Below are 25,057 nucleotides of genomic sequence, written 5' to 3'. Positions count from 1 at the left end.
TCCTGGCGGAGGACAGCGGCTTTTGCGTGGCAGCGTCTGGAACGCGTCTAGGACGCTTCTTCCGGCGCCTGAGTGGCCCTGACGAAGATGGGCGCCACCAGCAGGCCCAGCTCGAACAGCAGGCACATGGGAATGGCCAGCGAGAACTGGCTGACCACGTCCGGCGGCGTAACGATGGCGGCAATCACGAAGGCGCCGACGATGATGTAGGGACGCACTTCCTTGAGTTTCGCGATAGTAACCAAGCCCATGCGCACGAGGATCACCACCACCACGGGCACCTCGAACGTGGCGCCAAAGGCAAGGCACATCGACATGACGAAATCGAGGTAGTTTTCGATATCGGGCATGACGGCGATCGACGATGGCGAAAAGTCGCTGATGAAGTGGAACACGCGGCCAAACACAAAGAAATAGCAGAAGGCCACGCCGGCGATGAACAGCAGGGAAGACGAGATGACCAGCGGCGCGATCAGGCGCTTTTCATGCGTGTACAGGCCGGGCGCGATAAAGGCCCACATCTGGTACAGGACCCAGGGCAAGGCGACGATGAAGGCGATCATCAGCGTCACTTTCATCGGCACCAGAAACGGTGAAATGACGCCGGTGGCGATCATTTTCGAGCCGGTCGGCAGCGAGGCGATCATCGGTGCGGCAATAAAATCATAGATCTGCGAGGGGCCGGGCCAATAGAACAGCACGGCGCAGACGACGGCGATGCCGATCGAGGCCTTGACCAGGCGGTTGCGCAGCTCGACCAGATGCGAGATAAAGGTTTCTTCCACCGGGGATTTGCTACTCATGAGTAAAAGGAGGAGGAACTGGCGCGCGGACGGAAACGCGCCACGCGAGCGGCCGCCGACTGCACGTGCTGCTTGCCGCCATGGCGCTGCTTGTACCAGCCAGGGATGGCGGCATTGCGCACCAGCTTCTTGCGGCGAAATTCGCGCGCTTTGCGGGCCAGGTCTTCGTTGGTGGCGCGCAGCATGGCTTCATGGGCATCGTGGTACCCATCATACGAGCTGGAATCGCCACGCCAGGCGTTTTCCACCTCGGCCAGGTTGCCGGAGATGGAGTTTTCCACGCCATGCATGGACTTCTCCACGCTTTGCTTGACTAAATGAGCTGCATCCTGCACGTCTTTCTGCAGGTTTTTCAGCTCTTCCAGCTCAATTTCGCGCGAGACTTCGGATTTCACCTGATTCAGGTAGCGTTGCGCGCGGCCATACAGGGTGCCGGCCATGCGTGCTACTCTCGGCAACTTTTCAGGGCCAATGACTATCAACGCAACCACGCCGATGATGGCGATTTTAGAGAGACCGAGATCGATCATAAGCTGACAAGGGCTGTTACCGGACGAGGCAAGCGCCCCGCCACGCTATCAGAACTTGCTTTTCTCTTTCGTCTCGACGTCGATGGTGCTTTTGTCGGCCACTTGCGATGGCGCAGCAGGAGGGGTATTGGCTGCCGGGGCGTCATCTTCGCCCTTGACGCCATCCTTGAAGCCTTTGACGGCCTTGCCGATATCACCGCCGATATTGCCCAGTTTCTTGGTGCCGAAGACCAGCATCACAATGACCAGAACGATCACCCAGTGCCAAATACTCAATGAACCCATCACATTCTCCTTGCGGGACGGTGCCCGAATAGCGTCAACTAATGCCGGTAGTATACACGCGAACCCGGCGCGCGGCGAAATCAGTGCTGGCCGCGCCAGGGACGGGGACCGCCGTACACATGCATGTGCAGGTGATACACCTCTTGCCCGCCGTTCGGGCCACTGTTGATCATGGTCTTGAAGCCGCCGGCAGGCGTGCCATCGGCCTCATACATGACGGCGCAGCCGAACTCGGCTGCAAGCTTCGGCGCCAGGCGCAGCAACTTGCCCAGCATTTCTGCATGGCTATCGTCGCAGTCGGACAGGCTGGCCACGTGGCGCTTCGGAATCAGCAGCAAATGCACGGGGGCGGCCGGGTTGATGTCCTTGAAGGCCAACAAGTCGTCGTCTTCATATACGATGGAAGAAGGAATTTGTTTTGCAGCAATCTTGCAAAAAATACAGTTATCCACGCACGCTCCAGTAGGTCAATGTTTGTCTGTTTCGCCGGCGTCGCGCAGTTCATCCTTGCGTGCCGCCTTTTCTTCGAGGCCCGACAAGCCTTCACGGCGCGCCAGCTCGTCGAGCACCTGCTGCGGCGTCAGGTCGAACTGCGCCAGCATCACCAGCGAGTGAAACCACAGGTCGGCGCACTCGTACAGGACCTTCGACGGGTCGTTGTCGCGCCGCGCATCCTTGGCGGCCATCACCGTTTCCGTGGCTTCTTCGCCGATTTTTTTCAGGATGGCGTCATCGCCCTTGGCAAACAGGCGCGCGACATAGGACGTGGCGGGGTCGCCGCCGTTGGCCGGCTTGCGCGATTCGATCACGGCGGCCAGGCGCTTCAAGGTTTCACTCATTTGGTCTTGCTTTCCGCGTAAATCGTGTCAGGGTCTTTCAGGACGGGGTCGGTGATCTGCCATTCTCCCGTTTTTTCATCGCCGTCGAATTTCTGGAAGAAACACGAGTGGCGGCCCGTATGGCAGGCGATGCCGCCGGCTTGCTCGATTTTCAGCAAGACCACGTCTTCATCGCAATCGAGGCGGATTTCCAGCACCTTTTGCGTATGGCCGGACTCTTCCCCCTTGTGCCAAAGTTTCTTGCGCGAACGGCTCCAGTACACGGCTTCACCCAACTCCACCGTGCGCGCCAGCGCGTCACGGTTCATCCAGGCAAACATCAGCACGTCATTGCTGCCCGCTTCCTGCGCGATCACGGGCACCAGGCCGTGCTCGTCCCATTTGACCTTTTTCAGCCACTTGGCATTGCTTGCTACGATCGTTACGTTTTGCATGTTCTGTATCCTGGGTACTATTTTGTTTACGCCAGGCGCATGGGGATGCCCTGCTGCGCCATGAAACGCTTGGCTTCCTGCACCGTGTGCTGGCCATAGTGGAAGATGCTGGCAGCCAGCACGGCGTCCGCGCGGCCCACCTTGATGCCGTCGACCAAGTCTTGCAAGCCGCCCACGCCGCCCGAAGCGATCACGGGAATGCTGACGGCATCGGACACGCCGCGCGTCAAGCCCAGGTCAAAGCCCACCTTGGTGCCATCGCGGTCCATGCTGGTGAGCAAGATTTCGCCCGCGCCCAGGCTTTCCATTTTACGCGCCCATGCGAACGCGTCCAGACCGGTGGCAGTGCGTCCGCCATGGGTAAACACTTCCCACTTGCCGGGCGACACCTGCTTGGCATCGATGGCCACGACGATGCATTGCGAGCCGTGCTTTTGGGATGCCTCGTACACCAGTTGCGGGTTCGTCACGGCCGAGGTGTTGATGCTGACCTTGTCGGCGCCCGCGTTGAGCAGGCGGCGCACGTCTTCCACCACGCGCACGCCGCCGCCCACGGTCAGCGGAATGAACACTTGCGACGCCACGGCTTCGATGATGTCGAAGATCAGGCCGCGGTTGTCGCTGGACGCGGTAATGTCGAGGAAAGTGATTTCATCGGCACCCTGCTCGTCATAACGACGGGCAATTTCCACCGGGTCGCCGGCGTCGCGCAATTGCGTGAAGTTGACACCTTTGACGACGCGGCCATTGGTCACGTCGAGGCAGGGGATGATACGTTTTGCAAGCATGATGGTATCCAGATTGTCGCCAGGCCAGGCATGCACGCGCACGCCCCGGCCGGGCTGGCTTAAACGGCGGCGTCGGTCAATTCATCGGCGCGTTCCTGCGCTTGCGCCAGGTCGATCGTGCCTTCATAGATGGAACGGCCGCAGATCACGCCTTCGATGCCTTCGGCCTGGACCGCGCACAACGCTTCCACGTCGCCGATATTGTGCAGGCCACCCGAAGCGATGACGGGGATTTTGACCGCTTGCGCCAGCTTGACGGTGGCTTCGATATTGATGCCGCCCATCATGCCGTCGCGGCCGATATCCGTATAGATAATCGATTCGACGCCATAGGCTTCGAATTTTTTCGCCAAGTCGATCACTTCGTGGCCCGACATCTTGCTCCACCCATCCGTTGCCACTTTGCCATCCTTGGCATCGAGGCCGACGATGATGTGACCCGGGAAGGCGCCGCAGGCGTCGTGCAGGAAGCCGGGGCTTTTCACGGCCGCCGTGCCGATGATGACGTAGGTGATGCCCGCGTCGAGGTAGCGCTCGATGGTATCGAGGTCGCGGATGCCGCCGCCCAGCTGCACGGGAATTTCCTCGATGTCGTTTTCCACGGCGAAATCCTGCACGGCCTTGAGGATGGCTTTCACGGCGCCTTCGTTTTTCGGCTTGCCGGCAAAGGCGCCGTTCAGGTCGACCAGGTGCAGCCGGCGCGCGCCTTGCATCAGCCAATGGCGGGCCATCTCGGCCGGGTCTTCGGAAAATACGGTGGCAAGTTCCATATCGCCTTGTTTCAGGCGTACGCAGTGACCGTCTTTCAGGTCGATGGCGGGAATAAGCAGCATGGTCAGTGTGGTATCAGAGTGAGTGAGAAGCGAAGCCGGAAAGGCCACGAAGGTACATCAAAAGGTACGTCAGGGTTGCCAGTGAACGAAGTTCTGGTACAGCTGCAAGCCAGCGGCAGCACTTTTTTCAGGATGAAACTGTGTCGCGAAAATATTATCACGCGCGACGGCGCACGCGAACGGCGCACCATAGACAGTCTCGCCCACCGTGTGCGCCGCCTCTTGAGGTTGAGCAAAATAGCTGTGCACAAAGTAAAAATACGCGTTGTCGTCTATGCCATCCCACATCGCATGGGACGCCGTTTGCCGTACTTGGTTCCAGCCCATTTGCGGCACCTTGAAGCGCGAGCCGTCTTCCTGCACCTGGCCGTCGAGCTGGAAACGCACGACTTTGCCTGGCAGCAAGCCCAAGCCGGCCGCATCGCCCTCTTCGCTGCCATCAAACAGCATTTGCTCGCCGATGCACACGCCCAGCACGGGCTTGCTGTCGGCCGCGCGCAGCAGCGCTTCGAGCACGCCCGATTCGCGCAGACTGCGCATGCAGTCGGGCATGGCGCCCTGGCCCGGCAAGACGATGCGGTCGGCGCTGTCGATGTCGGCAGCTACGCCGGAAATGCGCACATCGGCGTCAGGCGCCACGGCACGCAGGGCCTGCGCCACCGAGCGCAGGTTGCCCATGCCGTAATCCACCACCACAATTTTATTCATGTTTGATCTCGGAATCTACAGTGGTTCGCGGGCGCTTACAGGCTGCCCTTGGTCGATGGAATGATGCCGGCCGCGCGCTCGTCGAGCTCGGCAGCCATGCGCAGCGCGCGGCCAAAGGCCTTGAACACGGTTTCGCACTGATGGTGGGCATTCGTGCCGCGCAAGTTATCGATATGCAAGGTCACGCCCGCATGGTTGACGAAGCCGCGGAAAAATTCCAGGGTCAGGTCGACGTCGAAGCCGGCGATCATGGCGCGCGTAAACGGGATGTGGTATTCGATGCCCGGGCGGCCCGAAAAATCGAGCACCACGCGCGACAGCGCCTCGTCCAGCGGCACATACGCGTGGCCGTAGCGGCGGATGCCCTTCTTGTCGCCGATGGCCTTGGCCACGGCCATGCCCAAGGTGATGCCCACGTCTTCCACCGTATGGTGGTTATCGATATGCACGTCGCCCGTCGCTTCGATATCCAGGTCGATCAAGCCGTGGCGGGCGATCTGGTCCAGCATATGGTCGAGGAAGGGCACGCCGGTATTGAGTTTTTGCTGGCCGGTGCCGTCCAGGTTGAGGGCGACGCGAACTTGCGTCTCATTGGTGTTGCGCGTGATTTCTGCGGTGCGGTTCATGGGAGGCTCTGGCGATAGGCTAAACGAGGGATGCCTTGAAGGCATCGTAAAAAAGGGAATTCTCTTCCGGGGTGCTGACGCTGATGCGCAGGCAATTGACCAGCGCAGCATGCATTTTACTCATATTTTTAATTAAAACCCTGCGGGCAAGCAGTTTTGCGCAAACATCGTCGGCATCAGCCACACGAATCAGAAGAAAATTTGCCTTCGAGGGAAACACCGTCACGCCGGGCAGCGCCGCCAGGCGCAGTGCCAGATCGTCGCGCGCACTGTTGAGCAGGTCCGCCTGGGCATTGAGCACGTCGAGGTGCTCGAGCGCGAATTCGGCCGCCGCCTGCGTCAGCACATTGACGTTGTACGGCGGGCGCACTTTTTCAAACTGCGCCAGCAAGGCCGGCGCGGCCGACATGTAGCCGAGGCGAATGCCGGCCAGGCCCAGTTTTGACACGGTGCGCATCACCACCAGATTCTCGAATTCGGGCAGGCGGCCCATGAAGCTGCGCTGCGCGAACGGCTCATACGCTTCGTCGACGACGGCGATGCCCGTGTCGCCGAGTGCAGCCAGGATGCGCTCGATATCGGCGCTGGCAAACAGGTTGCCCGTCGGGTTGTTCGGGTAGGCGAGCAATACCAGCGCCGGGCGGTGCTGTTCTATCGCCGCCAGCATGGCCGGCATGTCCAGGCTGAAGTCGGCCTGCAGGGGCACGCCGACGAAATCCATACCGGCAAACTGCGCCGAACGGGCATACATGACGAAGGCCGGCACGGGGGCCAGCAGCACGGCGCGCTGTCCCTGCTCCTGGTGGGCGCAAGCCATGGCCAGGATGGAGATCAGTTCATCGGAACCGTTGCCCAGCATGACGGCGTAACCGTCTGGCACGCCCAGCTTGGCGCAGATGGCCGCCTGCAAGCTGGCGTAGGACGGCGGATAGCGGTTCAGCGCCACGCCGGCCAGGCGCGCGCCCAGTTCCTCGCGCAAATGCTGCGGCAGCGGATACGGGTTTTCCATCGCATCGAGTTTGATGTAACCGCTGGCATCGGCTACCTGGTAGCTTTTGACGGCCCGCACATCGGACCGCACGGTGTTGCTGATTAACTGATCGAGGAAAGACATGCTGCAAACACTCCTGATGGAATTAAATGGAGACTAAATGACGACGTCTTCCGGCACGGCGACGCTGCGCGCCTTGCGGGCCGGCGCTTTTTTCACGGCGGGCGGCTTTTTCGCCGTTGCCGGCTTCTTGGCTGCCGCCGGTTTCTTCACGGCCGCCTTGGCGGCCTTCGCCGCGGGAGCGGCCGGTGCGGCCAGTTCCTGCGCCAGTGCCGCCAGGCGCTGTTCGATGATGGCGCAATAATCGGGATTGAGTTCGAAACCGACGAAATCACGTCCGCAGCGCTTGGCCGCCAGCGCCGTGGTGCCGCTGCCCATGAACAGGTCGAGCACCACGCCGCCGGGCGGACACGAAGCCTTGAGCATGCGCTCGATGATTTCTAATGGCTTTTGCGTCGGGTGGTCGGCCCGTTCCGGGTGTTCCTTGTGCAGGCGCGACACGCTCCACAAGTCTTTCGGGTTGTAGCCCACTTCCAGCCATTTCGCGCCGATGAAGATCGAGCGCGAACGGGCTTTCTTGGTGGCCGCGTCGTAGGCGATGCGCACCGCATCAAGGTCGAAGTAGTAATCCTTGCGCTTGACGAAGAAGCCGATGGTGTCGTGCACCGATGAAAAGCTGCGCACGCTGCCGCCCATGGACGGCACGCGGCGGTCCCAGATGATTTCATTCATCATCGCCATGCGCTGCTTCAGCATGACGAAGATCTCCGGCGAATAGCGCCAGGTGAGAAAAATATACAGGCTGCCGTTGGCTTTCAGCTTGGGCAGCGCCGCATCGATCCACGCTTCCGTCCAGCGCAGGTAGTCGGCCACGGACTGCTGGTCCGAGGCATTGCCGTAATCCTTGCCCAGGTTGTACGGCGGATCGGTCAGAATCAGGTCCACGGAGCCATCGGGAATGCGCGCCAGCCCCGCCAGCGCATCCTCGCAATAGACCCGGTTGACCCAGTCCGGCCGCTCCGCCATATTTGTCATGGCTGCGGCTTCAAACGCAGTTCGGCGCTGCGCGCGTGGGCTTGCAAGCCTTCGCCATACGCCAGGGTGGCGGCGACGCGGCCCAAAGTTTGCGCGCCCGCTTCGCTGACGTGAATGATGGACGAGCGCTTCTGGAAGTCGTATACGCCCAGCGGCGACGAAAAGCGCGCCGTGCGCGAGGTCGGCAGCACGTGATTGGGACCACAGCAATAGTCGCCCAGCGATTCGGACGAAAAGCGGCCCAGGAACATGGCGCCCGCGTGGCGTATCTGTTCGGCCCAGTGCTGCGGGTTTTCCGCCGAGATTTCCAGGTGTTCGGCCGCGATGGCATTGGCGATTTCACACGCTTCTTGCATGCTGCGCACCTTGATCAGCGCGCCCCTGTCCTGCAGCGACGTGCTGATGGTGGCCTGGCGCGGCATCGTCGGCAGCAGCTTGGCGATGCTCGCTTCGACTTGCGCGATGTAGCCGGCGTCGGGGCACAGCAGGATCGCCTGCGCCAGTTCGTCGTGCTCGGCCTGCGAAAACAGGTCCATCGCCACCCAGTCCGGGTCCGTCGTGCCGTCGCACAGGACCAGGATTTCGGATGGTCCCGCGATCATGTCGATGCCGACGATGCCGAACACGCGGCGCTTGGCGGCAGCCACATAGGCGTTGCCGGGGCCGACGATTTTGTCGACGGCGGCAATCGTCTGCGTGCCGTAAGCCAGCGCGCCGACCGCTTGCGCACCGCCGATGGTGATCACGCGCGTCACGCCGGCAATCGCGGCGGCGGCCAGCACCATCTGGTTTTTCACGCCATCGGGCGTCGGCACCACCATGATGATTTCGCCCACGCCCGCCACGTGTGCGGGAAGGGCGTTCATCAGCACGGAAGACGGATAGGCTGCCTTGCCGCCCGGGACGTAGATGCCGACCCGGTCCAGCGGCGTGATCTTCTGCCCCAGTACCGTGCCATCGGGTTCGGTGTAGCTAAAACCGCGCAATTCTTCGCGCTGGCGTTCGTGGAAGGCGCGGATGCGCTGCGCGGCGATCTGCAGCGCCTCGCGCTGGGCCGACGGCAAGCCGTTCAGGGCCGCCTGCAATTCGGCTTGCGAAATATCGAAGGCCGCCATTTCCGCCGCGCCGCCATGCGGGATGCGGTCGAAACGGTTGGTGTATTCGAGTACGGCGGCGTCGCCGCGCGTTTTCACGTCGGCCAGGATTTTCGCCACCGACGTTTCAATCGCCGCATCGGTGTCCGCCTCGAACGCCAGCAGCGTATCGAGCGATTGTTGGAAACCATCCTGGCTTGAATCGAGCTTGCGTATCTGTATCGGCATAATCGGCTTTCTGCTACTGAGAGTGTCTAGGCTTGCGAAGCAGTTTGCGAGGCACGTTCAAAGGCCTCGATAATCGGCTGCAAGCGCTCGCGCTTGAGCTTGAGCGCAGCCTGGTTGACCACCAGGCGCGACGAGATTTCCATGATGTGCTCGACCTCGACGAGGTTGTTCGCGCGCAAAGTGCTGCCCGTGCTGACCAGGTCGACGATGGCGTCGGACAGGCCGACCAGAGGCGCCAGCTCCATCGAGCCATACAGCTTGATCAGGTCGACGTGCACGCCCTTGGCGGCGAAATGCTCGCGCGCCGTGTGCACGAATTTGGTGGCCACGCGCAGGCGCGCACCCTGCTGCACGGCCTTCTCGTAGTCAAAACCGGCCTGCACCGCCACCGACATGCGGCAGGCGGCGATATTCAGGTCGATCGGCTGGTACAGGCCTTCGCCGCCATGTTCCAGCAAAACATCCTTGCCCGCCACGCCGAAATCGGCCGCGCCGTACTGCACGTAGGTCGGCACATCGCTGGCGCGCACGATGATGACGCGCACGTTCGGATCGTTGGTGGCCAAAATCAGCTTGCGCGAGGTCTCCGGGTTTTCCAGCACCTTGATGCCGGCCGCTTCCAGCAGCGGCATGGTGTCCTCAAAAATGCGGCCTTTTGAGAGCGCCAGGATCAGCTGGGAGCTGTCACCGTTATTCGATCCGTTCATGCTGATTCCTTTTCTTGTTTTTACTTGATGCGCACGATATTCGCGCCGACTGCCGACAATTTGACTTCCATGCGGTCGTAGCCACGGTCAAGGTGATAGATGCGGTCGATCAAGGTTTCGCCGTCGGCCGCCAGGGCGGCGATCACCAGCGAGGCCGAGGCGCGCAGGTCGGTCGCCATTACGGGCGCGCCACGCAGCTGCTTGACGCCGGCGATGATGGCCGTATTGCCCTCGATGGTGATGTCGGCGCCCAGGCGGTTCATTTCCTGCACGTGCATGAAACGGTTCTCGAAGATCGTCTCAGTGACGCGGCTGGCGCCATTGGCGATGGTATTGACGGCCATGAACTGCGCCTGCATGTCGGTCGGGAAGCCCGGGTATTCCGTGGTGCGGAAGCTGACGGGGTTCGGACGGGCCGACATCTCGGCGCGGATCCAGTCGGCACCAAAAGTCATCGTCAGGCCCATGGCGCGCAGCTTGTCGAGCGCCGCGTCGAGAATGTCGGTGCGCACATTGCGCAGGGTGATGTCGCCGCCGGTGGCTGCCACGGCGCACAGGAAGGTGCCCGTTTCGATGCGGTCGGCGATCACCGCGTGCGAGGCGCCATGCAAGGCGTCGACGCCCTGAATCACCAGGCGGCTGGTGCCAATGCCATCGATCTTCGCGCCCATGGCCACCAGCAGGTGCGCCAGGTCGGTTACTTCCGGTTCGCAGGCGGCGTTTTCCAGGATGGTCTCGCCTTCGGCCAGGGTCGCTGCCATCAGCAGGTTCTCGGTGCCGGTGACGGTGATCATGTCGGTGACGATGCGCGCGCCTTTCAGCTTGGCGCACTTGGCGTAGATGTAGCCCGCTTCAATGCGGATCTCGGCGCCCAGCGCTTCCAGGCCCTTGATGTGCTGGTCGACCGGACGCGAACCGATGGCACAGCCACCCGGCAGCGAGACCTTGGCTTCGCCGAAGCGCGCCAGCATGGGGCCCAGCACCAGGATCGAGGCGCGCATGGTTTTCACCAGTTCATACGGCGCTTCCAGGGTATCGATGGCGCTGCCGTTCAAGACCACGCGGTCGCCGTCCTGCTGCACTTTCAGGCCCGTCTGGCCCAGCAGTTTCAACATGGTGGCCACGTCGTGCAGGTGCGGCACGTTGGTCAGGTCCAGGTCGCCCGCGGTCAACAGGCCGGCGCACAGGATGGGCAAGGCAGCGTTTTTCGCGCCGGAGATGGCGATGTCGCCGTTCAGGCGGTTGCCGCCGTTGATGAGGAGCTTGTCCATGTGCTTATCCTTGGAATTCTTCAGGTGTCAGGGTTTTCATCGACAGCGCGTGGATTTCCTCGCGCATGCGGTCGCCCAGCGCCGCGTAGACGATCTGGTGGCGGGCGATCAAACGCTTGCCGGCAAACGCGGGCGAAACGATCACGGCCTGGAAGTGCTGGCCATCGCCCTCCACTTCGAGGTGCGTGCATTCGAGGCCGGCCGACAGGTAGCCGTGGATCAGTTCTGGAGTGGTGGTCACGATAAGTCCTTGATATTGAATAATGTAGTGATGTGATGTGCCGCAATTAGTGTCGTAACTAGTGACGCAAACGATAGCCGCTTTGCAGCAGGCGGATCGATGCCAGCGCCAGGATCACGAGGAAGCCAGCGACGATGGAAAGACTGAGCCAGGGGCTGACATCGGACACGCCGAAGAAGCCGTAACGGAAGCCGTCGATCATGTAAAAGAAGGGGTTCAGGTGCGACACCGTCTGCCAGAACGGCGGCAGCGAGTGGATCGAATAGAACACGCCCGACAAAAAGGTGGCCGGCATGATCAGGAAGTTCTGGAAGGCCGCCAGCTGGTCGAATTTTTCGGCCCAGATGCCGGCGATCAGACCCATGGTGCCCAGCATAGCGGCGCCCAGGAAGGCAAAGATGACGATCCACAGGGGCGCGACGAACGACAGGTCGGCGAACCAGCAGGTAATGGCAAACACGCCAAAGCCCACGGCCAGGCCGCGCGCGACGGAAGCGAGTACATACGCCGAGAAGATTTCCCAGTGTGACAGGGGCGTCAACAGCACGAACACCAGGTTGCCCGTGATCTTGGACTGGATCAGCGAGGACGAGGAATTGGCAAACGCGTTTTGCAGCACGCTCATCATCACCAGGCCGGGAATCAAAAAGGCCGTGTAGCTGACGCCGGGGCTCGGCTCCACGCGGCCGTCGAGCACATGGCCGAACACCAGCAGGTACAGCATCGACGTGAGCACGGGCGCGGCCACGGTTTGCGTCGCCACCTTCCAGAAGCGCAGCGTCTCTTTGTAGACGAGGGTGCGAAATCCTGTCGAAATCATACGGTACCTTTATCCATGATCTGCAAGAAGATATCTTCCAGGTCGGCTTGTTGCAATTGCATTTCGTCGATCTCGACGCCCGCTACACGCAGGCGGGCAAGGATTTTCTCGACTTCGCTGTATTCGTTGACGCGCAGGCTGAACTTGTTGGGCGCCTGCTGTTCTTCCGGGTGCAGCACCAGGTGCTGCAGGTCGGCCGGCAGGCTGCCGTATTTGAGGTGCACTTGCAGCTGCGAACCGGCGATGCGGCGGATCAGGGCCGACATGGTATCGAGCGCCACCACCTTGCCCGTCTTGAGCATGGCCACGCGCTGGCACATGGCTTGCGCCTCTTCCAGGTAGTGGGTGGTCAGCACGACCGTGTGACCACCTTCGCGGTTCAGGCGCGAAATGAACTTCCACAGGGTCTGGCGCAGTTCCACGTCAACGCCGGCGGTCGGCTCATCGAGCACGATGACGGGCGGCTTGTGCACCAGCGCCTGGGCGACGAGCACGCGGCGCTTCATGCCGCCGGACAGGGCGCGCATATTCGTGTCGGCCTTGCCGGTCAGGTCGAGGTTTTCCATGACCTCGTCGATCCACTTATCGTTGTTCGGCAGGCCGAAATAGCCGGACTGCAGACGCAGGGTTTCGCGCACGGTGAAAAACGGGTCAAACACCAGCTCCTGCGGCACCACGCCCAGGTTGCGGCGCGCGTTGCGGAAGTCCTTGACCACATCGTGACCGTGGATCTTGACAGTGCCCGCGTCGGGACGTATCAGGCCGGCGATGATGGAAATGAGGGTCGTCTTGCCGGCGCCATTGGGGCCGAGCAGGCCGAAAAACTCGCCTTCCTCGATGGCCAGCGACACGCCGCCCAACGCCTTGAGCGATTTATAGCTCTTTTCTACATTCGTGATTTGAATTGCGGTCATGTGCTTGTTTCAAGTGTAATGCGTCTGGTGTGGTGCGCCAGTTGCCGGGGACATCCAGGCCGGCAGGCCGGTGCAGGGTGCCGCCTTCAGACGAGGATGGCGCAACAGTCAATTATAGTTGGAAAATTCGTGGAACACTTGGAGATCAATCCGGCGGCGCTGCTGGCCTGCCGGCTTGAAAGCTACTGCTGATGCGGGGAGTGGGACAGGATCAATGATGATGCAGGTCGGACGGGCTGCGTTCGGCGTGGCCGCCGGCGCTGCCGCAGTCGTCGGCGCTCAAAGTGCTCGAGACGAGCGAGCAGACGCCATATAGCTTGGTGAGGTTTTTCAGGTTATTCGGCAGGTTTTTCAGCTCCAGCACGGCGCCGGCATCCTGCGCGGCGCGCTGCCACGTCAGCATGACGGAAACGGCGGCCGAATCGACGGCCTTGACGTTGCGCAAGTCGAACTTGGTCTGACCCGAGCGAATGGCGTCCAGACCCTGCTCCAATGCCACAGTGGCATTGTGCACGGTCAGGGAAGTCAGGGACTGCAAAGTGTCGAGAGAGTCGGGCATGGCGTCGGGCTGCGCTGGTCTGGAGCTGATTCAGGAGCTATATGATAGCCGATTATTTGGCTTTGACAGCGGGACGGCTGGCCAGGGCCTTGTTTTTTGCCTGCAAGGTCTTGATCAGGCCATCGATGCCACCCTTGCTGATCTCGCTGGCGAAGCTGCTTTTATACGTTTCCACCAGCCACGCGCCGAGCACGTTGATGTCATAGATCTTCCAGCCGGACGGGGTTTTCGCCACGCGGTAGTTCAGGGGCACGGGTTCGCCGCGCGCCACGTTGACCTGCGAGCGCACTTCCACTTCCGTATCGCCAGGATCGGCGCGCATCGGCTTGAATTCCACAGTTTCGTTCTTGATCTGCGACAGGGCGCCCGAATACGTGTAGATCAGCAAGGTGCGAAATTCCGCGGACAGCTGCTTTTGCTGGTCCGGCGTGGCGTCGCGCCAGAAGCGGCCGGCGGCCAGGGCAGTCATGCGCTGGAAATCCACGTACGGCAAGACCTTGCTTTCCACCAACTCGGTGACGCGCTTGATATCGCCGGCCTGGATGGCCTTGTCGTTCTTGGCCGTGTCGATCACGTCCTGGCTGATGCGTTTGACCAATACGTCCGGCGCTTCCATAGCGGGGGCGGCCTGGGCGGCGGTGGCAAAGGCGATGGTCGCCATCGCCAGCAGTTGTTTCATCAATTTCATGGTTCTACCTTTCATGATGTTGCTATGCACCGGCTGGCGTTGATCGCAGCCGTGGTGTTTCTGTACCAGAGTTTACTCCTGCGGCCTGGCCTCGGAGGCAACGGTATTGCTACCAGATGTTACGAGGTCCTCGGGCGCCAGCACGGCGGCGACCGCGGCCGCAGGCGCGTCGCTGGCCGGTGGCGGTTTTGCCTCGTACTCCGGCTCATAATCGCTGGTGTCGTTTTTTGGCACTTTGCGGTCGCGGCGGTCCGTATCGCCATCGAAAACCTTGCTTTCGCGCGCCTGCAGGAAGCCGTCGCGGATGAATTCATAACGGTCCAGCGCAGCCGCTTCCATCAGGTTGGTCGCGTCGAGCAGCGCGGCGCGCTTGTCGACCACGCGCGTCACCGTGCCGATATTGCGCACCGAGGCAGGATCCTTGTAGCGCCATGGGTCGCCCGTGATATCGAGCGGCAGGGCCACCGTGTCGCGCACGGTCGATGGGCCCAGCAGCGGCAGCATCACGTACGGACCAGGTTGGACGCCATACCAGCCCAGGGTCTGGCCAAAGTCTTCACTGTGCTTGGGAATGCCCGCCTGCGAGGCGATGTCGATCAGCCCGAGGAGGCCGAAGGTCGAGTTCATGCTGACACGCACGACGTCTTGCAAGCCAGCTTCACCCTTGCCTTGCAGCAAGTTGTTCACGGCGCTCCACACATCGGACAAGTTGCCGAAGAAGTTGCCGACGCCCGTTTGCACGAATGACGGCGTGACCTTCTTGTAGGCGGTGGCGACCGGTTTCAGGGCCACCTGGTCAACGGTGTCGTTGAACTTGAACATGGCGCGGTTGTACCCTTCCAGCGGGTCGCGCGGATTGGTGCCGGTGGCGCAAGCGCTCACGCTGGCGGCGATGGCCAGGGCCAGGCTGATACGTACCAGACTGCCTTGGGATTTCTTGGTCGACTCGCTCATTTGCTATCCTTTCCTTCCGCTGCCTTGCTGTAGATGAACTGATTGATCAGGTCTTCCAGCACTGTGGCCGATTGAGTACGGGCGATCTTGTCGCCCTCTGCCAGGTTAGCCAGATCGCCGCCTGCTTCCAGGCCGATATATTGCTCACCCAGCAAACCGGCCGTCAAAATCTTGGCCGAGCTGTCTTTCGGAAATTTGTAACCATCTTCGATGTCGAGTTTCACCAGCGCCTGGTAAGTCTTGTCGTCAAACCGGATCTCCGCCACGCGCCCCACCACCACGCCAGCACCCTTGACGGGCGCCTGCGGCTTGAGGCCGCCAATATTGTCGAACTTGGCACTAATGGTATACGTCTTGCTGAAAGACAGCGAGCTCATATTGCCGGCCTTGAGCGCCAAAAACATCAATGCCGCCACACCCAGCAAGACGAACAAGCCGACCCAGACATCCAAAGATTTACGTTGCATAAACAATCCTAAATAATTTTTACTTGCTGCCGCCTGCGCAACATCTTGCCCAGGCCCGCTGTTTGTCGCTGATCGTCAATTACTTGCTAAACATCAACGCCGTCATCATGAAATCGAGCCACCACACCATCAACGATGAAATCACCACCGTGCGCGTAGTAGCGCCGGAGACGTCTTCCGGCGTCGGCTGTGCCTGGTAACCCTGGAACAGCGCGATGAACGTCACCGCAATGCCGAAGACCATACTTTTAACGTAGGTACCGTTGGCGATATCTTTCCAGACATTCACACCGCCCTGCATCTGCGACCAGAACGAGCCTTCATCGACGCCGATCAGCACCACGCCCACCAGATAGCTGCCGATAACGCCGACCGCCGTGAAGATGCCACCCAGGATCGGCATGGCGATCACGCCGGCCCAGAAACGGGGCGCCAGCACGCGCTGGATCGGATTGACGGCCATCATTTCCATGGCCGACAACTGCTCGCCCGCCTTCATCAGGCCGATTTCCGCCGTCAGCGAGGTACCGGCGCGGCCGGCGAACAGCAGCGCCGTGACGACCGGACCCAGTTCACGCATCAAAGACAGCGCCACCAACTGCCCCAGCGACTGCGTCGCGCCAAAGGTGCTCAGTGTGTAATAGCCTTGCAAACCCAACACCATGCCGACGAACAGGCCGGACACGGCGATGATCACCACCGAACGGCTGCCGAGATAAAACAGTTGCTCGATTACCAGGCCCGGACGGCGCCACAGGCCGCCCGACGAGGCGATGATGATAAAGAACGAACGTACGGCAAAGCCGAGCTCTTGTACTGACAGCCGCAACCATGCACCGATCGCTGCCAGGAAACGCGCGATCATCGGCTCGCTCCCGCGTGCAGGCCCAGGTCGTCGGCCAGCGACTTGCCCGGATAGTGGAACGGCACGGGGCCATCGGCCTCGGCATTGACGAACTGCTTGACATACGGATGCGTCGACACGGCCATCTCGGCCGGCGTGCCGTGCGCCACGATCTTGCCCGATGACAGAAAATAGACATAATCGGCGATGGCGAAACACTCCTTCACGTCGTGCGATACCAAGATAGACGTGGAACCCAGCGCATCGTTCAAATTGCGGATCAAATTGGCCGTCACGCCCATGGAAATCGGGTCCAGGCCGGCGAACGGCTCGTCGTACATGATCAGTTCAGGGTCGAGCGCGATGGCACGCGCCAGCGCGACGCGGCGGCCCATGCCGCCCGAGATCTCGGCTGGCTTCAATTGTGCCGCATTGCGCAGCCCCACGGCGTTCAGCTTCATCAGCACCAGGGTGCGGATCAGCTCTTCATTCAGGTCCGTGTGTTCGCGCAGGGGAAACGCCACGTTTTCGAACGCCGTCAAGTCGGTAAACAGGGCGCCGTGCTGGAACAGCATGCCCATCTTGCGACGCAATTGATACAACTCGTCGGTCTTGAGCGTATGCACGATCTGGCCGTCGATATTCACGGAGCCGGAACTGGGGCGCAGCTGCCCGCCGATCAGGCGCAATACGGTCGTCTTGCCACTGCCGGAGCCACCCATGACGGCCACAACTTTTCCACGTGGGAAATCCATTTGAAGGCCCGATAAAATCGAACGTTCTCCATAGGCAAAGTGTAAATCACGGATCTCAACAAGATTTGGCACGACGAAACTCACTATTTTAATGGCGTATTGTAGTGCAGAAACGCCAACCTCTGCTGAGACACCCCTTGGGACAGCCCCGTAAAGGGAAGAATACAACACTAATGAATCGAAAGTCAGATATTGTAGTGGAAATTTGACCTGCGCATCGAGTCCCCATCCGATGGCGTTCACGGCTGTCTACTTGATAAGTAAAATAACAAAGGCCACGTCGCAATCCGCGCCGTGGCCCTGTCAAAAAACGAACAATTGCTCGTTAATTAGCGTGGCAGCAGGGAGGTTCCCATCAGGAACTCATCGACGGCGCGCGCGCACTGGCGCCCTTCGCGGATGGCCCAGACCACCAGCGACTGACCACGGCGCATATCGCCGGCGGCAAACACCTTCGCCACCGAAGTCTGGTAGCAGCCAGCGCCCTCCGTTGTCGCCTTGACATTGCCGCGTGCATCCGTATCGACACCGAACGCTTCCAACACTTGTTGTACAGGTGAAACAAAACCCATGGCCAGGAAGACCAGGTCGGCCTTCATCTCGAATTCCGAGTTCGGCACTTCGCTCATCTTGCCGTCTTTCCATTCCACGCGGCAAGCGATCAGCTTTTCCACCTTGCCACCCTTGCCTTCGAAACGCTTGGTCGCCACGGCCCAGTCGCGCTCGCAGCCTTCCTCGTGCGAGGACGAGGTGCGCAGCTTGGTCGGCCAGTATGGCCACACCAACGGCTTGTTTTCCTGTTCCGGCGGCTGCGGCATCAGTTCGAACTGGGCCACCGAAGCGGCGCCATGACGGTTCGAGGTGCCGACGCAGTCGGACCCCGTGTCGCCGCCGCCGATCACCACCACGTGCTTGCCCGTCGCCTTGATCTGGTCCTTGAGCTTATCGCCCGCGTTGACCTTGTTTTGCAGCGGCAGGAAATCCATGGCGAAGTGCACGCCTTTCAACTCGCGGCCCGGCACGGGCAAGTCGCGCGGCTGCTCGGCGCCGCCGGCCATGATGACGGCGTCAAATTCTTTTTCCAGGTCTTCCGGGAAAATGGTTTCCTTGGCCCAGTTGTTGACGTGGGCAGGGAAATCCTTGCCGACCAGTACGCTGGTGCGGAAGACCACGCCTTCGGCTTCCATCTGTTTCACGCGCAAATCGATGTGCGACTTTTCCATCTTGAAGTCAGGGATGCCATAACGCAACAAACCACCGACCCGGTCGCTCTTTTCAAACACGGTGACGGCATGGCCGGCGCGCGCCAGCTGCTGCGCCGCCGCCAGGCCGGCAGGGCCGGAACCGACGATGGCCACTTTCTTGCCCGTGCTGAAAGGGGCCGGCTGCGGCGTAACCCAGCCGTGTTCCCAGCCCATGTCGATGATTTTATGTTCGATCGACTTGATGCCGACCGGATCTTCGTGGATGCCCAGGGTACAGGCCGATTCGCACGGCGCCGGGCAGATGCGGCCCGTAAATTCCGGAAAGTTATTCGTTGAATGCAAGATGTCGAGCGCTTCGCGGTAGGCGCCGCGGTACACCAGATCATTCCAGTCGGGAATGATGTTATTCACGGGACAACCCGTGGTGCAGAAGGGAATGCCGCAATCCATGCAGCGCGCGCCCTGCACGGTGGCTTGCGCGTCGGACAGGTGCAGCACGAATTCCTTGTAGTTCTTCAGGCGCGCGGCAGGCTCCAGATAGTGTTCGTCCTGGCGCTTGAATTCCATGAAGCCGGTAATTTTACCCACGATGTTTCCTTTTATATTTGCTGGCGGGGAGCGGCTGGGCCGCTCCCTGGTCATTCATTGGCAATGAGCTTAGCTGGCTCAGGCGGCGACGGCTTGTACTTCCATGGCGGCATCGGCAGCCATCTCAATCAGCGCGCGCTTGTATTCGTTCGGGAAAACTTTCACGAACTTGCCGCGCGCCGCGGCCCAGTCGTCCAGCAAGACGCGGGCGCGCGTGCTGCCCGTGTGCTTGAAGTGACGCTCGATCAGGCGCTTGAGGATGACTTCGTCGGCTTCCGGCACACCGTCGCGGTGCTGGGAATGCCAAGCATCGCGGTCGAGATGCTGTTCCGCTGCGCACACGACCTTGTCCAGGCTGACCATGGCCGTGTTGCACTTGCTGGCAAAATCGCCGGCCGGGTCATACACATAGGCGATCCCGCCCGACATGCCGGCTGCGAAGTTACGTCCCGTATTGCCCAACACCACCACCGTGCCACCCGTCATGTATTCGCAGCCATGGTCGCCCAGGCCCTCGACCACCGTGGTAGCGCCCGAGTTGCGTACGGCAAAGCGTTCACCGGCCACGCCATTGAAGAAGGCTTCGCCGGCAATCGCGCCGTACAGCACCGTGTTGCCGATGATGATGTTGTCCACGGCCCAGCCGCGAAATTCCGTATTCGGCCGCACGATGATGCGCCCGCCCGACAAGCCCTTGCCCACGTAATCGTTGCCCTCGCCCACCAGGTCGATCGTGATGCCGTGCGCCAGGAAGGCGCAGGCCGACTGGCCGGCCGTGCCTTGCAATTGAATGTGGATGGTGTCGTCCGGCAAGCCGGCGTGGCCATACTTTTTTGCCACTTCGCCGGACAGCATGGTGCCCACCGTGCGGTTCAAGTTACGCACGGGCGAAATGAAGGAGACGCGCTCGCCCTTTTCCAGCGCCGCACGCGCTTGCGCGATCAGCTTGTGGTCCAATGCTTTCTCCAGCGCATGATCCTGGAATTCCACATGGCGGCAGGCTAGTCCATCCGGCGTTTCCGGCTTGTAGAAGATGGCCGAGAAGTCCAGGCCCTGCGCCTTCCAGTGCGAAATCGCCTTCGATTTGTCCAGCAAGTCGACGCGGCCGATCAGTTCATCGTAGGTGCGGATGCCCAGCTGCGCCATCAATTGACGGGCTTCCTCGGCAACGAAGAAGAAGTAATTGACGACATACTCGGGCTTGCCGGAGAACTTGGCGCGCAGCACCGGATCTTGCGTGGCCACGCCCACGGGGCAGGTGTTCAGATGGCATTTGCGCATCATGATGCAGCCTTCGACCACCAGCGGCGCCGTGGCGAAACCGATCTCATCGGCACCCAGCAGGGCGGCGATAACCACGTCGCGGCCCGTCTTCATCTGGCCATCGGCTTGCACGCGGATGCGGCTGCGCAAGCCATTCAAGACCAGCGTTTGTTGCGTTTCGGCCAGACCCAGCTCCCACGGCGTACCCGCATGTTTCACGGACGACAATGGGGAGGCGCCCGTGCCGCCATCATGGCCGGCGACGACCACGTGGTCGGCTTTCGCCTTGGTAACGCCGGCGGCCACCGTGCCGATGCCCACTTCCGACACCAGTTTCACGGAAATCGAGGCGCGCGGATTGGCGTTCTTCAAGTCATGGATCAGCTGCGCCAGATCTTCGATCGAATAGATGTCGTGGTGCGGCGGCGGCGAAATCAGGCCCACCCCCGGCACGGAAAAGCGCAGGCTGGCGATGTATTCGGACACTTTATGGCCCGGCAACTGGCCGCCTTCGCCCGGTTTCGCGCCCTGCGCCATCTTGATCTGGATCTGGTCGGCCGAATTGAGGTAGGCCGCCGTGACGCCGAAACGTCCCGACGCCACCTGCTTGATGCGCGAGCGCATGGAATCGCCTTCCTGCAGCGGAATATCGACGACGATCTGCTCGGCGCCCACGATGGAAGCCATGGTGTCGCCCTGGCGGATCGGGATGCCCTTCAATTCCTGCGTGTAACGGTTCGGATCTTCGCCGCCCTCGCCCGTGTTCGACTTGCCACCGATGCGGTTCATGGCGACCGCCAAGGTGGCGTGCGCTTCCGTGCTGATTGAGCCCAGCGACATCGCGCCCGTGGCGAAACGCTTGACGATTTCCTTGGCAGGTTCCACTTCGTCGAGCGGTATTGCCTTGGTCGGGTCGAGCTTGAATTCGAACAGGCCGCGCAGGGTCAGGTGGCGACGGCTCTGGTCGTTGATGATTTGCGCGTACTCTTTATAGCTGGAGAAATTGTTGCTGCGCGTGGAGTGCTGCAGTTTCGCTATCGCGTCCGGCGTCCACATGTGGTCTTCGCCGCGCACGCGGAACGCATATTCGCCACCCGCGTCGAGCTTGTCGGCCAGTACGGGATCGTTGCCGAAGGCCAGCGCGTGCAGGCGCAGCGCTTCTTCCGCCACTTCAAACACGCCGATGCCTTCCACGTTCGACGCCGTTCCCTTGAAGTATTTGTCGACCAGCGACTTGTTCAAGCCGATGGCTTCGAAGATTTGCGCGCCGCAGTACGACATATACGTCGAGATGCCCATCTTCGACATGACTTTCATCAAGCCTTTGCCGACCGCCTTGGTGTAGTTATAAATGGCTTTGTCGGCCGACAAATCACCGGGCAAGCCGTGCGCCATCTCGGCCAGGGTTTCCATGGCCAGGTAGGGATGGACGGCTTCCGCGCCATAGCCCGCAAGCAAGGCGAAGTGGTGCGTTTCGCGGGCCGAGCCCGTCTCCACGACGAGGCCGGTGGAAGCGCGCAAGCCCTTGCTCACCAGGTGCTGGTGCACAGTCGAGGTGGCCAGCAGTGCAGGGATCGCCACCTGGTCGGCGCAGATGGCGCGGTCCGAAACGATCAGGATGTTGTGGCCCGACTTGACGGCATCGACGGCTTCCGCGCACAGCGAGGCCAGGCACGCTTCCACGCCTTCCTTGCCCCAGGCCAGCGGGTAGCAGATATCCAGTTCATACGACTTGAACTTGCCGCCCGTGTGGGCACTGATGTTGCGCAAACGTGCCATGTCGTCAAAGCCCAGCACGGGCTGCGCCACTTCCAGGCGCATTGGCGGGTTGACGTTGTTGGTATCGAGCAAGTTCGGTTTCGGGCCGATGAACGACACCAGCGACATCACCATCGCTTCGCGGATCGGGTCGATCGGCGGGTTCGTCACTTGCGCGAACAGCTGCTTGAAGTAGTTGTACAAAGGCTTCAATTTGTTCGACATGACGGCCAGCGGCGAGTCATTGCCCATCGAACCCGTTGCCTCTTCGCCGGCCACGGCCATTGGCGCCATGAGGAATTTCAAGTCTTCCTGCGTGTAACCGAACGCCTGCTGGCGGTCCAGCAGCGATGGCTGGGCTTTTTCGCCCTGCGCGCGGTCCTGTTTCGCTTGTCCTTCGGCCAGCTTGATCTCGTCGAGCTTGATGCGCACCGAGTTGATCCACGCTTTATACGGCTTGGCGTTGGCGTAAGTGTTTTTAAGTTCCTGGTCATCGATGATGCGGCCCGCTTCCAGATCGATCAGGAACATCTTGCCAGGCTGCAAGCGCCATTTCTGGATGATCTTCGATTCGGGAATCGGCAGCACGCCCGATTCCGACGCCATCACCACCAGGTCGTCGTCGGTGACGATATAGCGCGCCGGACGCAAGCCATTGCGGTCCAAGGTGCCACCGATGTGGCGGCCATCGGTGAACGCCATGGCGGCGGGGCCATCCCACGGTTCCATCATGGCCGCGTGGTATTCATAGAAAGCGCGGCGGTTGTCATCCATGGTCGTGTGGTTTTCCCACGCTTCCGGAATCATCATCATCATCGCCTGGGCGATCGGATAGCCGGCCATCAGCAGCAGTTCCAGCGCATTGTCGAAGCACGCCGTGTCGGACTGGCCTTCATAGATCAGCGGGAAGAGTTTTTGCAGGTCGTCGCCCAGCACGGCCGACTTCATCACGCCTTCGCGCGCGCGCATCCAGTTGAAGTTGCCTTTGACGGTATTGATCTCGCCGTTATGGGCGATCAAACGATATGGGTGGGCCAGCGGCCATTCGGGGAAGGTATTCGTCGAGAAACGCTGGTGCACCAGGGCCAGGGCCGAGATGCAGCGCGCGTCCTGCAAGTCTTTGTAGTACACGCCCACCTGGTCGGCCAGCAGCAAGCCTTTATAGACGATGGTACGCGCGGACATCGACGGCACGAAGAATTCCTTGCCGTGCAGCAATTTCAAGGCCTGGATGGCGTGGCCCGACGATTTGCGGATCACATACAGTTTGCGCTCGAGCGCGTCGGTGACCATGATGTCCGGGCCGCGGCCGATGAAAATCTGGCGGATGACCGGTTCCTTGGCGCGCACGGTGGGCGACATCGGCATGTCCGTATCGATGGGCACGTTGCGCCAGCCCAGCACGACCTGGCCTTCGATGCGCACGGCGCGCTCAATTTCCTGTTCGCAGGCGATGCGCGACGCGTGTTCCTTGGGCAGGAAGACCATGCCCACGCCGTATTCGCCAGGCGGCGGCAATTCCACGCCCTGCTTGGCCATTTCTTCGCGGTAGTACTGGTCGGGAATCTGGATCAGGATGCCGGCGCCATCGCCCATCAGCGCATCGGCGCCCACGGCGCCCCGGTGATCGAGGTTTTTCAGAATCAGCAAACCCTGTTCGACAATCGAATGGGTCTTGTTGCCCTTGATATGGGCGACGAAACCGACGCCGCAGGCATCGTGTTCATTGGCTGGGTCGTACAGGCCTTGCGCTTTCATGGGCTTCTCCGCTGCATATGACTATCGAAAAACTAGAGTAGTGCAACGCAACAAAAAACTCAACTACAACAATTAGGGTCGGAGTCGAATTAAATTCTATTCCGTCGCTCTAAAAATTTAATAGGGACATAGTCAAGTCGATTTCAATAAAACGTTAGAAAGGAACCATTTTTTGTTTTAAATGCGAATGTGTTTCAACTGGCGTCTGCTTCGGACACGATTTTGCGGGGACGGCCCCGCTTGGCAGGCAGCACTTGCCGCTGCATTTTCTGTTCCAGCGCCTGCTTGAACGGCTCGGAACCCAGCGGCCAGCCCTTGAGTACAGCCTGTTCCACGGTTTTCACCTGGCTGCTGCCCAGGCCTTGCTCGAACAGGCGCAGGTACGCCGCCTCGCGGTCGAACGGCGTATTACCCAGCGCCCAGTACAGCGCATGGTCAGTGATGACGGGATCGGGGCGCACACCCGCGTGGTGGGCATAACTGGACCATGCGTGGTCCAATGCCTGGCCCACCAAACCCGTTTGCACGGGGACGCACTCCAGGTAGCGACAGCAAGTAAGAAAAAAATTGTCGGGATCGATGACGGAAGTTTTGTAGCGTCCCTGCCACAAAGCCCCTTCTCGGCCGTATTGTCGATTGAAATACGGCACGTAATAGCGCCCCAGCCACTGCATCAACTGTCCCAGGCCCGTTGCATCGCTTGGGGTGGCCAATAAATGTAATTGATCTGGCAACAAAACATAGGCATGGATGGCCACCTTGAACATTTTCGCGCCCGTTTTCAGCCAGGACAAAAATTGCGCGTAGTCAGCCGTCTCCAGGAACACGGGCTGGCGGTTGCTGCCGCGCTGGATCACGTAATGGGGCAATGCTGGAATGATGAGGCGGGGCAAACGGGCCATGGCAAAATCGAAAAATGAAGGCTAAGGCCTTGATTTTACACACTTGCACGTACAAGACGCGACTCTGACCCTGTTTTATTGAACATACTGGCAAAAACGATTGACTCTG

At 60.7% G+C, this 25,057-nt stretch carries 27 protein-coding genes; all 27 read right to left on the bottom strand.

Translation table 11 applies throughout. From position 1 onward, the window contains the following. Positions 1–47: 47 nt before the first annotated feature. Positions 48–803, bottom strand: a complete 756-nt coding sequence (gene tatC, locus ACQ4W7_RS21845; protein ID WP_426073952.1) for a twin-arginine translocase subunit TatC — start codon at positions 801–803, stop codon at positions 48–50. Further along, complete coding sequence (gene tatB, locus ACQ4W7_RS21840; RefSeq protein WP_436533183.1) at positions 800–1,333, bottom strand: Sec-independent protein translocase protein TatB; 534 nt, start codon at positions 1,331–1,333, stop codon at positions 800–802. Before tatB ends, tatC begins: the two co-directional genes overlap by 4 nt. Before the next feature lie 48 nt (positions 1,334–1,381). Next, positions 1,382–1,618 carry a Sec-independent protein translocase subunit TatA gene (gene tatA / locus ACQ4W7_RS21835; protein WP_034780931.1) on the bottom strand — a complete coding sequence of 79 codons (237 nt, stop codon included), beginning with the start codon at positions 1,616–1,618 and terminating at the stop codon, positions 1,382–1,384. Positions 1,619–1,698: 80 nt separating this feature from the next. Further along, a complete protein-coding gene (locus ACQ4W7_RS21830; protein ID WP_436533181.1) occupies positions 1,699–2,070 on the bottom strand; it encodes a histidine triad nucleotide-binding protein in 372 nt (123 codons plus the stop codon). A gap of 15 nt (positions 2,071–2,085) precedes the next feature. Next, positions 2,086–2,457, bottom strand: a complete 372-nt coding sequence (locus ACQ4W7_RS21825) for a phosphoribosyl-ATP diphosphatase (protein WP_071326066.1) — start codon at positions 2,455–2,457, stop codon at positions 2,086–2,088. Then, on the bottom strand, positions 2,454–2,891 hold the full coding sequence (hisI, locus tag ACQ4W7_RS21820) for a phosphoribosyl-AMP cyclohydrolase (protein ID WP_436533179.1): 438 nt from the start codon (positions 2,889–2,891) through the stop codon (positions 2,454–2,456). Before hisI ends, ACQ4W7_RS21825 begins: the two co-directional genes overlap by 4 nt. Positions 2,892–2,917: 26 nt before the next feature. Next, entirely contained in the window at positions 2,918–3,679 is a 762-nt protein-coding gene (hisF, locus tag ACQ4W7_RS21815; protein WP_426073956.1) for an imidazole glycerol phosphate synthase subunit HisF, read from the bottom strand. A gap of 59 nt (positions 3,680–3,738) precedes the next feature. Further along, a complete protein-coding gene (gene hisA / locus ACQ4W7_RS21810) occupies positions 3,739–4,512 on the bottom strand; it encodes a 1-(5-phosphoribosyl)-5-[(5-phosphoribosylamino)methylideneamino]imidazole-4-carboxamide isomerase (protein WP_426073957.1) in 774 nt (257 codons plus the stop codon). A 69-nt stretch (positions 4,513–4,581) separates the two neighbouring features. Next, complete coding sequence (hisH, locus tag ACQ4W7_RS21805) at positions 4,582–5,220, bottom strand: imidazole glycerol phosphate synthase subunit HisH (RefSeq protein WP_426073958.1); 639 nt, start codon at positions 5,218–5,220, stop codon at positions 4,582–4,584. A gap of 35 nt (positions 5,221–5,255) precedes the next feature. Next, entirely contained in the window at positions 5,256–5,846 is a 591-nt protein-coding gene (gene hisB, locus ACQ4W7_RS21800; protein WP_010402123.1) for an imidazoleglycerol-phosphate dehydratase HisB, read from the bottom strand. 19 nt (positions 5,847–5,865) lie between these two features. After that, positions 5,866–6,960 carry a histidinol-phosphate transaminase gene (gene hisC, locus ACQ4W7_RS21795; RefSeq protein WP_436533176.1) on the bottom strand — a complete coding sequence of 365 codons (1,095 nt, stop codon included), beginning with the start codon at positions 6,958–6,960 and terminating at the stop codon, positions 5,866–5,868. 33 nt (positions 6,961–6,993) lie between these two features. Next, positions 6,994–7,932 carry a DNA-methyltransferase gene (locus ACQ4W7_RS21790; RefSeq protein ID WP_436533174.1) on the bottom strand — a complete coding sequence of 313 codons (939 nt, stop codon included), beginning with the start codon at positions 7,930–7,932 and terminating at the stop codon, positions 6,994–6,996. Next, positions 7,929–9,254: a histidinol dehydrogenase gene (hisD, locus tag ACQ4W7_RS21785; protein ID WP_426073961.1), complete on the bottom strand. Its 1,326-nt coding sequence runs from the start codon at positions 9,252–9,254 to the stop codon at positions 7,929–7,931. The genes ACQ4W7_RS21790 and hisD overlap by 4 nt, the downstream gene beginning before the upstream one ends. Before the next feature lie 26 nt (positions 9,255–9,280). Next, a complete protein-coding gene (gene hisG / locus ACQ4W7_RS21780) occupies positions 9,281–9,961 on the bottom strand; it encodes an ATP phosphoribosyltransferase (RefSeq protein ID WP_436533172.1) in 681 nt (226 codons plus the stop codon). A gap of 20 nt (positions 9,962–9,981) precedes the next feature. Further along, entirely contained in the window at positions 9,982–11,232 is a 1,251-nt protein-coding gene (gene murA / locus ACQ4W7_RS21775; protein ID WP_070257789.1) for a UDP-N-acetylglucosamine 1-carboxyvinyltransferase, read from the bottom strand. 4 nt (positions 11,233–11,236) lie between these two features. After that, positions 11,237–11,473 (bottom strand): BolA family protein, encoded by a 237-nt coding sequence (locus tag ACQ4W7_RS21770; RefSeq protein WP_010402134.1) that lies wholly within the window; start codon positions 11,471–11,473, stop codon positions 11,237–11,239. Between the two features lie 58 nt (positions 11,474–11,531). Then, positions 11,532–12,293 carry an ABC transporter permease gene (locus tag ACQ4W7_RS21765; RefSeq protein ID WP_426073963.1) on the bottom strand — a complete coding sequence of 254 codons (762 nt, stop codon included), beginning with the start codon at positions 12,291–12,293 and terminating at the stop codon, positions 11,532–11,534. Beyond that, positions 12,290–13,207, bottom strand: coding sequence for an ABC transporter ATP-binding protein (locus ACQ4W7_RS21760; RefSeq protein ID WP_426073964.1), 918 nt, complete (start codon positions 13,205–13,207; stop codon positions 12,290–12,292). Before ACQ4W7_RS21760 ends, ACQ4W7_RS21765 begins: the two co-directional genes overlap by 4 nt. Before the next feature lie 211 nt (positions 13,208–13,418). Beyond that, a complete protein-coding gene (locus ACQ4W7_RS21755) occupies positions 13,419–13,766 on the bottom strand; it encodes an STAS domain-containing protein (RefSeq protein ID WP_426073965.1) in 348 nt (115 codons plus the stop codon). Between the two features lie 52 nt (positions 13,767–13,818). After that, complete coding sequence (locus tag ACQ4W7_RS21750; protein ID WP_426073966.1) at positions 13,819–14,454, bottom strand: MlaC/ttg2D family ABC transporter substrate-binding protein; 636 nt, start codon at positions 14,452–14,454, stop codon at positions 13,819–13,821. Between the two features lie 72 nt (positions 14,455–14,526). Further along, complete coding sequence (locus tag ACQ4W7_RS21745) at positions 14,527–15,408, bottom strand: MlaA family lipoprotein (protein WP_436533168.1); 882 nt, start codon at positions 15,406–15,408, stop codon at positions 14,527–14,529. Further along, positions 15,405–15,875 (bottom strand): outer membrane lipid asymmetry maintenance protein MlaD, encoded by a 471-nt coding sequence (gene mlaD / locus ACQ4W7_RS21740; protein WP_070346035.1) that lies wholly within the window; start codon positions 15,873–15,875, stop codon positions 15,405–15,407. Before mlaD ends, ACQ4W7_RS21745 begins: the two co-directional genes overlap by 4 nt. Positions 15,876–15,954: 79 nt before the next feature. After that, complete coding sequence (gene mlaE / locus ACQ4W7_RS21735) at positions 15,955–16,740, bottom strand: lipid asymmetry maintenance ABC transporter permease subunit MlaE (RefSeq protein ID WP_426073968.1); 786 nt, start codon at positions 16,738–16,740, stop codon at positions 15,955–15,957. Further along, positions 16,737–17,546 carry an ABC transporter ATP-binding protein gene (locus tag ACQ4W7_RS21730; protein WP_426073969.1) on the bottom strand — a complete coding sequence of 270 codons (810 nt, stop codon included), beginning with the start codon at positions 17,544–17,546 and terminating at the stop codon, positions 16,737–16,739. Before ACQ4W7_RS21730 ends, mlaE begins: the two co-directional genes overlap by 4 nt. A gap of 257 nt (positions 17,547–17,803) precedes the next feature. Next, the gene (locus ACQ4W7_RS21725) at positions 17,804–19,267 is read right to left on the bottom strand and encodes a glutamate synthase subunit beta (RefSeq protein WP_426073970.1); all 1,464 of its coding nucleotides are present in this window, start codon (positions 19,265–19,267) and stop codon (positions 17,804–17,806) included. Positions 19,268–19,345: 78 nt separating this feature from the next. Continuing rightward, positions 19,346–24,046 carry a glutamate synthase-related protein gene (locus ACQ4W7_RS21720; protein ID WP_436533165.1) on the bottom strand — a complete coding sequence of 1,567 codons (4,701 nt, stop codon included), beginning with the start codon at positions 24,044–24,046 and terminating at the stop codon, positions 19,346–19,348. A gap of 194 nt (positions 24,047–24,240) precedes the next feature. Continuing rightward, positions 24,241–24,948 (bottom strand): transposase, encoded by a 708-nt coding sequence (locus ACQ4W7_RS21715; protein WP_436533163.1) that lies wholly within the window; start codon positions 24,946–24,948, stop codon positions 24,241–24,243. Positions 24,949–25,057: the final 109 nt, after the last annotated feature.

It is taken from the genome of Janthinobacterium algoris, assembly GCF_051380935.1.
GTDB lineage: Bacteria > Pseudomonadota > Gammaproteobacteria > Burkholderiales > Burkholderiaceae_D > Janthinobacterium.
This window is presented reverse-complemented; position numbering and strand designations above follow the sequence as displayed.

What these genes read in the sequence shown, in the direction of transcription:
- tatC (WP_426073952.1), bottom strand. Translation starts at nt 803, where the DNA reads ATGAGTAGCAAATCCCCGGTGGAAGAAACCTTTATCTCGCATCTGGTC.
- tatB (WP_436533183.1), bottom strand. Translation starts at nt 1,333, where the DNA reads ATGATCGATCTCGGTCTCTCTAAAATCGCCATCATCGGCGTGGTTGCG.
- tatA (WP_034780931.1), bottom strand. Translation starts at nt 1,618, where the DNA reads ATGGGTTCATTGAGTATTTGGCACTGGGTGATCGTTCTGGTCATTGTG.
- ACQ4W7_RS21825 (WP_071326066.1), bottom strand. Translation starts at nt 2,457, where the DNA reads ATGAGTGAAACCTTGAAGCGCCTGGCCGCCGTGATCGAATCGCGCAAG.
- hisI (WP_436533179.1), bottom strand. Translation starts at nt 2,891, where the DNA reads ATGCAAAACGTAACGATCGTAGCAAGCAATGCCAAGTGGCTGAAAAAG.
- hisF (WP_426073956.1), bottom strand. Translation starts at nt 3,679, where the DNA reads ATGCTTGCAAAACGTATCATCCCCTGCCTCGACGTGACCAATGGCCGC.
- hisA (WP_426073957.1), bottom strand. Translation starts at nt 4,512, where the DNA reads ATGCTGCTTATTCCCGCCATCGACCTGAAAGACGGTCACTGCGTACGC.
- hisH (WP_426073958.1), bottom strand. Translation starts at nt 5,220, where the DNA reads ATGAATAAAATTGTGGTGGTGGATTACGGCATGGGCAACCTGCGCTCG.
- hisB (WP_010402123.1), bottom strand. Translation starts at nt 5,846, where the DNA reads ATGAACCGCACCGCAGAAATCACGCGCAACACCAATGAGACGCAAGTT.
- hisC (WP_436533176.1), bottom strand. Translation starts at nt 6,960, where the DNA reads ATGTCTTTCCTCGATCAGTTAATCAGCAACACCGTGCGGTCCGATGTG.
- ACQ4W7_RS21790 (WP_436533174.1), bottom strand. Translation starts at nt 7,932, where the DNA reads ATGACAAATATGGCGGAGCGGCCGGACTGGGTCAACCGGGTCTATTGC.
- hisD (WP_426073961.1), bottom strand. Translation starts at nt 9,254, where the DNA reads ATGCCGATACAGATACGCAAGCTCGATTCAAGCCAGGATGGTTTCCAA.
- hisG (WP_436533172.1), bottom strand. Translation starts at nt 9,961, where the DNA reads ATGAACGGATCGAATAACGGTGACAGCTCCCAGCTGATCCTGGCGCTC.
- murA (WP_070257789.1), bottom strand. Translation starts at nt 11,232, where the DNA reads ATGGACAAGCTCCTCATCAACGGCGGCAACCGCCTGAACGGCGACATC.
- ACQ4W7_RS21765 (WP_426073963.1), bottom strand. Translation starts at nt 12,293, where the DNA reads ATGATTTCGACAGGATTTCGCACCCTCGTCTACAAAGAGACGCTGCGC.
- ACQ4W7_RS21760 (WP_426073964.1), bottom strand. Translation starts at nt 13,207, where the DNA reads ATGACCGCAATTCAAATCACGAATGTAGAAAAGAGCTATAAATCGCTC.
- ACQ4W7_RS21755 (WP_426073965.1), bottom strand. Translation starts at nt 13,766, where the DNA reads ATGCCCGACTCTCTCGACACTTTGCAGTCCCTGACTTCCCTGACCGTG.
- ACQ4W7_RS21750 (WP_426073966.1), bottom strand. Translation starts at nt 14,454, where the DNA reads ATGAAATTGATGAAACAACTGCTGGCGATGGCGACCATCGCCTTTGCC.
- ACQ4W7_RS21745 (WP_436533168.1), bottom strand. Translation starts at nt 15,408, where the DNA reads ATGAGCGAGTCGACCAAGAAATCCCAAGGCAGTCTGGTACGTATCAGC.
- mlaD (WP_070346035.1), bottom strand. Translation starts at nt 15,875, where the DNA reads ATGCAACGTAAATCTTTGGATGTCTGGGTCGGCTTGTTCGTCTTGCTG.
- mlaE (WP_426073968.1), bottom strand. Translation starts at nt 16,740, where the DNA reads ATGATCGCGCGTTTCCTGGCAGCGATCGGTGCATGGTTGCGGCTGTCA.
- ACQ4W7_RS21720 (WP_436533165.1), bottom strand. Translation starts at nt 24,046, where the DNA reads ATGAAAGCGCAAGGCCTGTACGACCCAGCCAATGAACACGATGCCTGC.
- ACQ4W7_RS21715 (WP_436533163.1), bottom strand. Translation starts at nt 24,948, where the DNA reads ATGGCCCGTTTGCCCCGCCTCATCATTCCAGCATTGCCCCATTACGTG.